Consider the following 10,818-nt stretch of genomic DNA (forward strand, 5'->3'; position numbering starts at 1 on the left):
CTCAGCGCGCGCCGCGCACGCGCCGCAATTCGTCGAACACCAGCAGCGCCGCGCCGATGCAGATCGCGCTATCGGCGAGGTTGAACGCCGGCCAGTGCCAGCCGCCCACGTGGAAATCGAGAAAGTCGATCACGTGGCCGTACAGCAGGCGGTCGATCACATTGCCGAGCGCGCCGCCCATGATGAGCGCGAGCGCCGTGCAGAAGAGCTTCTGCGTGGCGTGGCGCTTGAGCAGATAGCAGATCACGAGCGCCGCCACCACGCCGAGCAGCGTGAACGCCCAGCGCTGCCAGCCGCCCGCGGCCGACAGGAAGCTGAATGCCGCGCCCTTGTTGTAGACCAGCACGAGGTTGAAGAACGGCGTGATCGCGCGGCCTTCGCCGTAGCTGAACACCTTGTTGATGGCGATTTTCGTGAGCTGGTCGGCAAGGATCACGATCACCGCGACCCCCAGCCACGGCGCTAGCGTGCCGCCCGCGCCATTCGACCTGGACTGCTTCGGCAGGGTTTTTGCCATTATGCCGCGCTCCGTTTTTCACCGTCGCCGAACAGATTCACGACACAGCGGCCGCACAGGCCCGGGTGCTCCGCGTTCGCGCCGACGTCCTCGCGGTAGTGCCAGCAGCGCTCGCACTTGAGGTACTTCGAGGTGACCACTTCGACGCCTTCCTCGGCTTCGCTATCGACCTTCACGATTTCCGCCGCTGAGGTGATCAGCACGAATTTCAGGTCGTCGCCGAGCGAGGCGAGCGCGTCGTAGCGCGCGCCGCTCGCGAGAATGCGCACTTCGGCCTGCAGCGACGAGCCGATCTGGTTCGCCACACGCGCCTCTTCGAGCGCCTTCGTCACGTTGCCGCGCACTTCGCGCAGCAGCGTCCACTTCGCGATCAGCTCCGGTGCGCCTTCGACGTCCGGGAAGGCGTGGAAGGTTTCGGTGAAGATGGTTTCGCTTTGCGGCTGGAACACCTTCCACGCTTCTTCGGCCGTGAACGACAGGAACGGCGCGAGGATGCGCAGCAGGCTGTGCGTGATGTGATGCAGCGCCGTTTGCGCGCCGCGGCGAGCCTTCGAGTCCGCTGCGCTCGTGTAGAGGCGGTCCTTCAGCACGTCGAGGTAGAAGCCGCCCAGGTCTTCCGAGCAGAACGTCTGGAGCTTGGCCACGACCGGGTGGAACTCGTAGCGGTCGTAGTGGGCGAGTACGTCGTTTTGCAGCGTATGCGTGAGCGCGACGGCATAGCGGTCGATCTCGAGCCAGTCGCTCGCGGGCAGCGCGTGCGTCTCGAAGTCGAAGTCCGAGAGGTTCGAGAGCAGGAAGCGCAGCGTGTTGCGGATACGGCGATAGCCTTCCGTCACGCGCTTGAGAATTTCTTCCGAGATGGCCAGCTCGCCCGAGTAGTCGGTCGAGGCGATCCACAGACGAATGATTTCCGCGCCCAGACGGTTCGCCACTTCATGCGGATCGACGCCGTTGCCGAGCGACTTCGACATCTTGCGGCCTTCGCCGTCGACGGTGAAGCCGTGCGTGAGCAGCGCGTTGTAGGGCGGGCGGCCGTCGAGCATCGACGCCGTGAGCAGCGACGAGTGGAACCAGCCGCGGTGCTGGTCCGAGCCTTCCAGGTAGAGGTCGGCCGGGAACTGCAGTTCGTCCTTGTGCGAGCCGCGCAGCACGTGCCAGTGCGTCGTGCCCGAGTCGAACCACACGTCGAGCGTGTCGCGGTTCTTTTCGTACAGGTTGGCGTCGTCGCCGATCAGCTCGCGCGGGTCGAGCGTCTGCCACGCTTCGATGCCTTCCTTCTCCACGCGCTGCGCCACCTGCTCGAGCAGCTCCAGCGTGCGCGGATGCAGCTCGCCGGTTTCCTTGTGCACGAAGAACGCCATCGGCACGCCCCATTGGCGCTGGCGCGAGAGCGTCCAGTCCGGGCGGTTGGCGATCATCGAATAGAGGCGCTGCTTGCCCCACGAGGGGTAGAACGCCGTGGCCTCGATGCCTTCGAGCGCCGTTTCGCGCAGCGTCTTGCCGCCGTCCGCAGGCAGAACGTCCATGCCCGCGAACCACTGCGAAGTCGCGCGGTAGATGATCGGCGTTTTGTGGCGCCAGCAGTGCATGTAGCTGTGCAGGTACTTCTCGCTGCGCAGGAGCGTGCCGGCGGCGTCGAGTGCGTCGACGATCTTCGGGTTAGCGGCCCAGATCGAGAGGCCGCCGAACAGCGGCAGCGATTCGATGTAGCGGCCATCGCCCATCACCGGGCTGATGATGTCCGAGTCGGCCATGCCGTGCGCCTTGCACGACACGAAGTCTTCCACGCCGTAGGCGGGCGCCGAGTGCACGATGCCCGTGCCGGTGTCGGTCGTGACGTAGTCGCCGAGATAGATCGGCGAGGTGCGCTTGTAGCCCGGGTGCGCCGACGCGAGCGGGTGATTGAAGCGCAGCAGCGAGAGCTTCTCGCCCTTCGTCGTGGCGACGATCTTCCCCTCGAGGCCGAACTCCTTCATGCACGCTTGCACGCGCTCGACGGCGAGGATCAGCAGGCCGCGTTGCGTGTCGACGAGCGCGTAGTCGATCTCCGGGTGCACGTTGAGTGCCTGGTTCGACGGAATCGTCCAGGGCGTGGTGGTCCAGATCACGATGCCGCCTTCCTCGCGCGGCAGCGCGGGCAGGCCGAATGCGGCCGCCGTTTCGGCCGGTTGCGCGAACGTGAACAGCACGTCGATGGTCGGGTCGGTCTTGTCCTTGTATTCGACTTCGGCTTCGGCTAGCGCCGAGCCACAGTCGAAGCACCAGTTCACGGGCTTGAGGCCCCGGAACACATAACCCTTCTCGATGATCTTCGCGAGCGCGCGGATCTCGCCGGCCTCGTTCGCGAAGTTCATCGTCTTGTATGGGTTGTTCCAGTCACCGAGCACGCCCAGGCGCTTGAAGCCCTTCTTTTGCGTCTCGATCTGGCCGGCCGCGTACTCGCGCGCCTTCTGCATCACTTCCTGAGCGGGCAGTGTCTTGCCGAACTGCTTCTCGATCTGGATTTCGATCGGCATGCCGTGGCAGTCCCAGCCCGGCACGTAGACCGCGTCGAAGCCCGCGAGATTGCGCGCCTTGACGATCATGTCCTTGAGGATCTTGTTCACCGCGTGGCCGAGGTGGATGTCGCCGTTCGCATACGGCGGGCCGTCGTGCAGGATGAACTTCTTGCGGCCCTTCGAAGCCGCGCGGATCTTCTCGTAGACCTGATTTTCTTCCCATTCCTTGACCCATTGCGGCTCGCGCTTCGGCAGGTCGCCGCGCATCGGGAACGGAGTGTCGAGCAGGTTGACGGGGTATCTGGATTCGGACTTCTGCGGCTTGCCGGAGGATGCTTTCTTGTCGCTCATGGTGAGATCACGTGGAATTCGGGGGATGCATGGCGTCAGCATTGCGGCCGATGCCGCGCAACCGTCGCCTCGGGCGCTGCATGCCGTGCTTTGGGCACGCGGCGCCTGGGGGCGGGGCAGCCCGCGAACGCGGGCCGCAGGTCACCTAATTCGGTCGGTGGCCGAGGTGGCGAAGCCGGTGGAAGCGCCGCCGGCCACGCCTGCGCCCGCGGCGGCGAACCACGCGCGGGTGTTCGCCACGTCGCGAGCGATCGCGGCGGTGAGCGTTTCGAGGTCGGGAAACTTCTCCTCGTCACGCAGCTTCTTGAGAAATTCGACGCGCACGAGCTTGCCGTAGGCGTCGCCGTGCCAGTCGAGCAGATGCACTTCGAGCAGCACGCGGCCCGAGTCGTCCACGGTCGGGCGCAGGCCGAGGCTCGCGACGCCCGGCAGCGGATGATCGGCGATGCCATGCACCATCACGACGAAAATGCCCTTGAGCGCCGGCCGCTTGTGGCCGATCAGCAGGTTCATCGTGGGGAAGCCCAGGTCGCGCCCGAGTTTCAGGCCGTGCGTGACGTGCGCGCTGATGTGATAGCCGCGCCCAAGCGAGGCGCGCGCGGCGTCGAGGTCGCCCGCGTGCAGTTGCGCGCGCACGGCGGAGCTGGAAATGCGCACGCCCGAAGGGTCGGCCACGGTCGCCATCTGCTCGACTTCGAAGCCGTGCTGCGCGCCCGCGGCCTGCAGCGAAGCGAAGTCGCCCGCGCGCTTTGCGCCATAGCGGAAGTCGTCGCCGATCATCATCCAGCGCGCGTGCAGCCCGCCCACGATGATGCGCTCGACGAACGCCTCGGGCGACTGGCTCGCGAACGTGTGGTTGAAATGCTCGACCACCACGCGGTCCACGCCGTTCTCGCGCAGCGCTTCGAGCTTGTCGCGCAGCATGGCGATGCGCGGCGGGGCGCTGGCCGGGTTGAAGAACTCGCGCGGATGCGGCTCGAAGGTCATCACGCAGACGGGCAGGCCGCGCGCGTCGGCTGCCGCGCGCACGCGCGCGAGCAATGCCTGATGCCCGCGGTGGACACCGTCGAAATTGCCGATGGTCAGCGCGCAGGGCGCGCGGCTTTCGGCATTGGGAAGACCGCGGAAGACTCTCACGATAGCGGAACCTGGTGGAACCTCGAAAAGCGCGCTGGCGCAGCGCGCGTGCCAATGATCGACTGCTGGCCGACTGACCCGGCCACTCGCGGCCCCAAGGACCGCGACGAAACAGAAGATTATAAACGCACGAGGCGACGATCGCCGCCGCACGAGCGTTGAGCCGGCCCCCCGATGATAAAATCCGCGGATGAAAAATCTCGTCATCCTGATTTCGGGGCGGGGCAGCAACATGGAAGCCATCGTGCGCGCCTGCGCGCGGGAAGCTTGGGGCGCGCGCATCGCCGCCGTGATTGCCAACCGTCCTGACGCCGCGGGCCTCGCGTTCGCGGCTTCGAACGGCATTGCCACGGCGGTCGTCGACCACCGCCAGTTTCCCGATCGCGCCAGCTTCGACGCGGCGCTCGCTCAAGTCATCGACGGCTACGCGCCGGACCTCGTCGTGCTGGCGGGTTTCATGCGCGTGCTGACTGAATCCTTCGTCGGCCATTATGCGGGTCGGATGTTCAATATCCATCCCTCGCTGCTGCCGATGTTTCCGGGCCTCAAGACGCACCAGCAGGCGCTCGACGCCGGCTGCCGCGTGCACGGCGCGACGGTGCATTTCGTCACGCCCACACTCGATCATGGTCCGATCGTCGCGCAGTCGGTGGTTCCGGTGCGCACGGGCGACGACGCCGCGGCACTCGCCGCGCGCGTGCTCAAGACCGAACATCTGATGTATCCGCGCGCGGTGCGCTGGTTCGTCGAAGGGCGCCTCGCGCTCGACGGCGAACGCGTGACGCTCACGCCGGCCGAGCCACAGTGGCTCTTCTTTGACGACTCGCAAGCCGCCGGGGAGGGCGCATGAGACTGCATGGTTTTCTGATTGGACAGACCGAAACGTTGCTCGCCGACGTCCTGAAATTCACGGGCCCGGCCGACGCCGTGACGAGCCGCTTCTTCCGCGAGCATCCGAAGCTCGGCCACGCCGAGCGCGGGGTGATCGCCGAAGCCGTGTTCGCCGTGCTGCGCCGGCGCATGGAGTTCGCGCACCTGGCCGAAAGCGGCACGGGCAGCCCGACGCGCCGCCTCACGCTGCTCGGCCTCATGGCAACGGCGGGCCGCTCGGCGATCCGTCCGTTCGTCTCGGACGCCGAGACGACCTGGCTCGAGCACGTCGCGAAGATCGATCCGGCGAGCCTGCCGCAGCGCGTGCAGCTGAATCTGCCGGAATGGATCGTGAAGGCGCTGGAAAGCCGCTTCGAGCCCGCCGAACTCGCGCAACTGGCCGCCGCGCTCAACTACCCGGCGCCGCTCGATCTGCGCGCCAATCCCATCAAGGCGAATCGCGAAGAGCTGATCCGCGCGCTGTCCGAGTCGGGCATCGAAGGCGGCGAAACGCCGTTCGCGCCGTTCGGCGTGCGCGTGACGGGCAAGCCCGCGCTCGCGAAACTCGACACGTTCAAGAACGGCTGGTTCGAGGTGCAGGACGAGGGCAGCCAGTTGCTGTGCACGCTGCTGGCGCCGCGCCGCGGCGAGATGGTCGTGGACTTCTGCGCGGGCGCGGGCGGCAAGACGCTGGCGCTTGGCGCGATGATGCGCTCGACGGGCCGGCTCTACGCCTTCGACGTGTCCGACCGGCGTCTCGCCAAGCTCAAGCCGCGCCTTGCGCGCAGCGGCCTTTCGAACGTCAATCCGGTGCTGATCGACAGCGAGCACGACGCCAAGATCAAGCGGCTGATCGGCAAGATCGACCGCGTGCTCGTGGATGCACCGTGCTCGGGCCTCGGCACGCTGCGCCGCAACCCCGACCTCAAGTGGCGCCAGTCGCCGGAGTCGATCGCCGAACTCGCGCCCAAGCAGCTTTCGATTCTCACGAGCGCGGCGCGCCTGCTCAAGCGCGGCGGCCGTCTCGTCTACGCGACCTGCAGCATTCTCGAAGCCGAGAACGAAGCGGTCGTGAAGCAGTTCCTCGAGGCGCACCCCGAGTTCGTGCTGGTGAGCGCGCGCGACGTGCTGGCCGAGCAGCGCGTGGGCCTCGACACGGGTGATTACCTGTCGCTGTGGCCGCATCGCCACGCCACCGACGGCTTCTTTGCCGCCGTGCTGGAGCGTCGCGGCGAAGCGAAGCCGAAGACCAGGGCCGCCGGCGCGCAGACCACGCCTGAAGAAGCCGCAGCGGAGCAAGAGGCCTCCGAAGCGATCGCGAAGGCGCAGGAAAGCGAAGCGGCCGAGCCGGACGCCGCGCTGGAGTAAGTCGCGCGGCAGGTGCGACGTTTGCGGGACCGCCCGGCGGGGAGAAGCCGGGCGGTCCGCGATAGCCGTGCTGACCGCTCGCTCGTTGCGTATTGGCGACATCCTCGACGCGGACCCTGTTCAGGGCGGTGACATACGCATCATCGCGCCGGGATTCCCGGCGAACGCCGTATCGCATCGAATAATCAGGCGATGCGAGGCAACTCGAACTAGCATTCTCAATAGAGAGCGCGGAACATGGGATCGCGGTGAAAGCCTAGATGGGGCCAGATATCATGGAAAGTGCCAATTGAGGTGCGGCAAAGCGCCTCGAAACGCCCTTCAGATGTTGACGCCGTAACCATTAAAGAAAAAAATCTCCCTTTGTTACAAACACTTGGAACGGTTCTAGTAGAATGCCGTCCAATCGCATCTAGTCGCTTTCACTTTCTTGACACCGGCGCCTGGCTGAAAGGCCGACGCGCTTCGCTTCACAGGTAAATGCCTTGTTGAACTCCCTGCTTGATTTCCTCGCCCACGGGGTGCTCCATTTTTCGTGGTGGCAGATCGTGCTGTTCGCGGTGGTGGTCACCCACATCACGATCATCGGCGTGACGGTGTACCTGCACCGCTGCCAGGCGCACCGCGCGCTGGATCTGCATCCCATCGCGAGCCACTTCTTCCGCTTCTGGCTGTGGATGACCACGGGCATGCTCACGGGCCAGTGGGCCGCGATCCATCGCAAGCACCACGCCAAGTGCGAAACGGAAGAAGATCCGCACAGCCCGCAAACGCGCGGCATCTGGAAGGTGCTGCTCGAAGGCGCCGAACTCTATCGCGCCGAAGCAAAGAACGAAGAGACGCTGCGCCGTTTCAGCCACGGCACGCCCAATGACTGGATGGAGCGCAACGTCTACACGCGCTACCCCATTCTCGGCGTGAGCATCATGATGGTGATCGACGTCGCGCTGTTCGGCGCCGTCGGCCTCACTGTGTGGGCCGTGCAGATGGCTTGGATTCCGTTCTGGGCCGCGGGTGTCGTGAATGGCCTCGGCCACTTCTGGGGCTACCGCAACTTCAATTCGTCCGACGCGAGCACGAACCTTCTGCCGTTCGGCATCATCATCGGCGGCGAGGAGCTGCACAACAACCACCACACGTTCGCGACCTCGGCGAAGCTCTCGAACAAGTGGTACGAGTTCGATATTGGCTGGATGTATATCCGCATGATGCAGGCGGTTGGCCTTGCCAAGGTGAAGAAGGTCGCGCCGACCCCGCGTCTTGCCAAGGGCAAGCTCGTGGCCGACCACGAGACGCTGCAGGCTGTGCTCTCGAACCGCTATGAAGTCATGGCGAGCTACGCGAAGGCCGTGAAGCAGGCCTATCGCCAGGAACTGGCGCACCTGAAGGAAGTGGGCGAGCGCGAGAAGTACAAGGTCATGCGCGGCGCGCGCAAGTGGTTCGACAAGGAAGAAGCCAGCCTGAACGAACCCCAAAAGCGCCAGCTGCCGCAAATCTTCGCGAACAGCCAGAAGCTGCGCACGTTCATCGAACTGCGCAACGAACTCGCCGCGATCTGGGAGCGTTCGAGCGCCTCGCGCGAACAGCTGCTCACGCAGCTCCAGGATTGGTGCCATCGCGCTGAACAAAGCGGTATCAAGGCGCTGCAGGAATTCGCTTCGCGCCTGCGCCGCTACGCCTGATCGTCCCGAGCGGATTTTGGCCCCTCAGTGGGGCGCAGGAAAATCCTTTAGAATGACGAGACGTCACAAAACCCCGCGCTGGCGGGGTTTTTCTTTTTGGGCCGCAAAAAAAAAGCCGGAGTCCCCACAATGGCTTCAATGGCGCGGCGATCGGTAGGGGCAGGAGATGATGAGTCAGGCGATCAGGAAGGTCGAATATGACCGGCCGCAGGGTGCCGTCTGCAGCGTTGGACAGGCTTGGGCACGTGTGCCCGATGCGCCGTCCACGGCAGAGCGCGTGGCATTGAAGGAGCGGATTCGCGCGTTGCTCAAGCGCGAGAAGGCGGTGCTTGTCGCGCACTATTATGTGGATCCCGAATTGCAGGAGCTCGCCGACGAAACCGGCGGCTGCGTGGCCGATTCGCTCGAGATGGCGCGCTTCGGCCGCGACCACGAAGCACAGACGCTCGTCGTGGCGGGCGTGCGCTTCATGGGCGAGACGGCGAAGATTCTGAGTCCGAACAAGCGCATTCTCATGCCCGACCTCGACGCGACCTGCTCGCTCGATCTCGGCTGCCCCATCGACGAATTCTCGGCGTTCTGCGACGAGCATCCGGACCGTACCGTGGTTGTCTATGCGAACACGAGCGCTGCCGTGAAGGCGCGCGCGGACTGGATGGTCACGTCGTCCATCGGTCTCGAGATCGTCGCCGACCTGCACGCGAAGGGCGAAAAGATTCTGTGGGCGCCGGATCGGCACCTGGGCAGCTACATCCAGAAGAAGACCGGCGCGGACATGCTGCTGTGGCAAGGCTCCTGCCTCGTGCACGACGAGTTCAAGGGCATCGAGCTGGATCTGCTGCGCGCCGAATATCCGGACGCCAGGATTCTCGTCCACCCCGAATCGCCCGAGAGCGTGGTGGCGCTCGCGGACGTGGTCGGCTCGACCACCCAGCTGATCGACGCCGCCGTGAAGCTCGACGCGCAACGCTTCATCGTCGCGACCGATCTCGGCATTCTGCACAAGATGCGCCTCGCGGCGCCGGGCAAGACCTTCATCGAAGCGCCGACGGCCGGCAACAGCGCCACCTGCAAGAGCTGCGCGCATTGCCCGTGGATGGCCATGAACGGTCTGGCGAATCTCGCCGACGTGCTGGAGCGCGGTCACAACGAGATCCACGTCGACAGCGCGATCGGCGAGCGCGCGCGTCTGCCGATCGATCGCATGCTGGCGTTCGCGGCCGAGCACAAGCGCCGCGTGCAGGCGAGCGGCGACCTCGCGCGCGATACCGCGCTGTTCTCGCAAGTGGGGGCGGCGTAAATGGGCGCACTCGAATTGCTCGCAGTCGATGCCGTTTCGCCCGTGCTCGACGAAGTGCGCTCGCAGTACGGCGCGGCGTTCGACGCCGCGATCGCACGCAACGTGGCCGACGCGCTCGCAGAAGACGTAGGCCCCGGCGACCAGACCGGCCGTCTCGTGCCCGCAGATGAAATTCGCGACGCGCGCATCATCGTGCGCGAAGAAGCGGTGCTGTGCGGCGTGCTCTGGTTCGACGGCGTGGTGAAGCAGGTCGATCCGCGCATCGAAGTCCGTTGGCACTATCGCGAAGGCGACCGCATGGCTGCCGACACGACCGTCTGCTCGTTGCGCGGTCCGGCGCGCTCGCTGCTTACGGCCGAGCGCAACGCAATGAACTTCCTGCAGTTGCTGTCGGGCGTGGCGAGCGTGACGCGCCGCTACGTCGAGATGATCGCGCACACCCGCACGCGCATTCTGGACACGCGCAAGACGCTGCCCGGCCTGCGCCTCGCGCAGAAGTACGCGGTGCGCGTGGGCGGCGGCGCCAACCAGCGGCTCGCGCTTTACGACGGCATCCTGATCAAGGAAAACCACATTGCTGCGGCGGGCGGCGTGGGCGCGGCGATGGACGCAGCACTTGCGCTCGATGCGGGGGTGCCGATCCAGATCGAAGTCGAGACGCTCGAACAGCTCGACACGGCGCTCGCGCACGGCGCGAAGTCGGTGCTGCTCGACAACTTCTCGTTCGACATGATGCGCGACGCGGTGAAGCTCACGGCGGGGCGTGCGGTCCTCGAAGTCTCGGGCGGCGTGAGTTTCGACACGGTGCGCACGATCGCGGAAACGGGCGTGGACCGCGCATCGATTGGCGCGTTGACGAAGGACGTGCGCGCGACGGACTTTTCGATGCGCATCGTCTGAAGCTGGCAACGCCCAGCTGAACCATGACGAAAAAGGCCGCCTCGCGATGAGGCGGCCTTTGTTTTTGCGGTGACCCGTCCTGAACCAGGTTGACACTTTTTCCACCCTTTGGAAGGAGAGTCAATTGGAATCGAGGATCAAGCGCACACAGCGGGACTACAGTCTCGCCTTTAAACTGTCGGTGGTCGAGCAGGT

The 10,818-nt window shown here is 65.5% G+C and carries 8 protein-coding genes; 5 read left to right on the plus strand and 3 right to left on the minus strand.

The window, feature by feature from the left end:
• Window position 1: 1 nt before the first annotated feature.
• The 3 genes from lspA to AB4Y44_RS32900 all read right to left on the minus strand — a co-directional run bounded on the left by lspA (window position 2) and on the right by AB4Y44_RS32900 (window position 4,503).
• A complete protein-coding gene (lspA, locus tag AB4Y44_RS32890) occupies window positions 2–517 on the minus strand; it encodes a signal peptidase II (RefSeq protein ID WP_342921104.1) in 516 nt (171 codons plus the stop codon).
• Window positions 517–3,366, minus strand: a complete 2,850-nt coding sequence (gene ileS / locus AB4Y44_RS32895) for an isoleucine--tRNA ligase (RefSeq protein ID WP_368701884.1) — start codon at window positions 3,364–3,366, stop codon at window positions 517–519. The genes lspA and ileS overlap by 1 nt, the downstream gene beginning before the upstream one ends.
• Window positions 3,367–3,507: 141 nt before the next feature.
• Entirely contained in the window at window positions 3,508–4,503 is a 996-nt protein-coding gene (locus AB4Y44_RS32900) for a bifunctional riboflavin kinase/FAD synthetase (RefSeq protein ID WP_342921102.1), read from the minus strand.
• A gap of 190 nt (window positions 4,504–4,693) precedes the next feature.
• On the opposite strand from AB4Y44_RS32900, the gene purN reads away from it, so the two are divergent.
• The 5 genes from purN to nadC all read left to right on the plus strand — a co-directional run bounded on the left by purN (window position 4,694) and on the right by nadC (window position 10,623).
• On the plus strand, window positions 4,694–5,353 hold the full coding sequence (gene purN, locus AB4Y44_RS32905) for a phosphoribosylglycinamide formyltransferase (RefSeq protein ID WP_342921101.1): 660 nt from the start codon (window positions 4,694–4,696) through the stop codon (window positions 5,351–5,353).
• Entirely contained in the window at window positions 5,350–6,741 is a 1,392-nt protein-coding gene (locus tag AB4Y44_RS32910) for an RsmB/NOP family class I SAM-dependent RNA methyltransferase (RefSeq protein ID WP_368701885.1), read from the plus strand. The genes purN and AB4Y44_RS32910 overlap by 4 nt, the downstream gene beginning before the upstream one ends.
• Window positions 6,742–7,226: 485 nt before the next feature.
• Window positions 7,227–8,423, plus strand: a complete 1,197-nt coding sequence (locus tag AB4Y44_RS32915; protein ID WP_342921099.1) for an acyl-CoA desaturase — start codon at window positions 7,227–7,229, stop codon at window positions 8,421–8,423.
• A 169-nt stretch (window positions 8,424–8,592) separates the two neighbouring features.
• Window positions 8,593–9,723 carry a quinolinate synthase NadA gene (gene nadA / locus AB4Y44_RS32920; RefSeq protein ID WP_342921251.1) on the plus strand — a complete coding sequence of 377 codons (1,131 nt, stop codon included), beginning with the start codon at window positions 8,593–8,595 and terminating at the stop codon, window positions 9,721–9,723.
• Window positions 9,724–10,623 carry a carboxylating nicotinate-nucleotide diphosphorylase gene (gene nadC / locus AB4Y44_RS32925; protein ID WP_368701886.1) on the plus strand — a complete coding sequence of 300 codons (900 nt, stop codon included), beginning with the start codon at window positions 9,724–9,726 and terminating at the stop codon, window positions 10,621–10,623.
• Window positions 10,624–10,818: the final 195 nt, after the last annotated feature.

The organism is Paraburkholderia sp. BR10937 (assembly GCF_040965695.1).
Taxonomy (GTDB): domain Bacteria; phylum Pseudomonadota; class Gammaproteobacteria; order Burkholderiales; family Burkholderiaceae; genus Paraburkholderia.

Excerpts from the sequence above, each read along its gene's own strand:
- lspA (WP_342921104.1), bottom strand. The coding sequence starts at position 517 with ATGGCAAAAACCCTGCCGAAGCAGTCCAGGTCGAATGGCGCGGGCGGC.
- ileS (WP_368701884.1), bottom strand. The coding sequence starts at position 3,366 with ATGAGCGACAAGAAAGCATCCTCCGGCAAGCCGCAGAAGTCCGAATCC.
- purN (WP_342921101.1), top strand. The coding sequence starts at position 4,694 with ATGAAAAATCTCGTCATCCTGATTTCGGGGCGGGGCAGCAACATGGAA.
- AB4Y44_RS32910 (WP_368701885.1), top strand. The coding sequence starts at position 5,350 with ATGAGACTGCATGGTTTTCTGATTGGACAGACCGAAACGTTGCTCGCC.
- nadA (WP_342921251.1), top strand. The coding sequence starts at position 8,593 with ATGAGTCAGGCGATCAGGAAGGTCGAATATGACCGGCCGCAGGGTGCC.
- nadC (WP_368701886.1), top strand. The coding sequence starts at position 9,724 with ATGGGCGCACTCGAATTGCTCGCAGTCGATGCCGTTTCGCCCGTGCTC.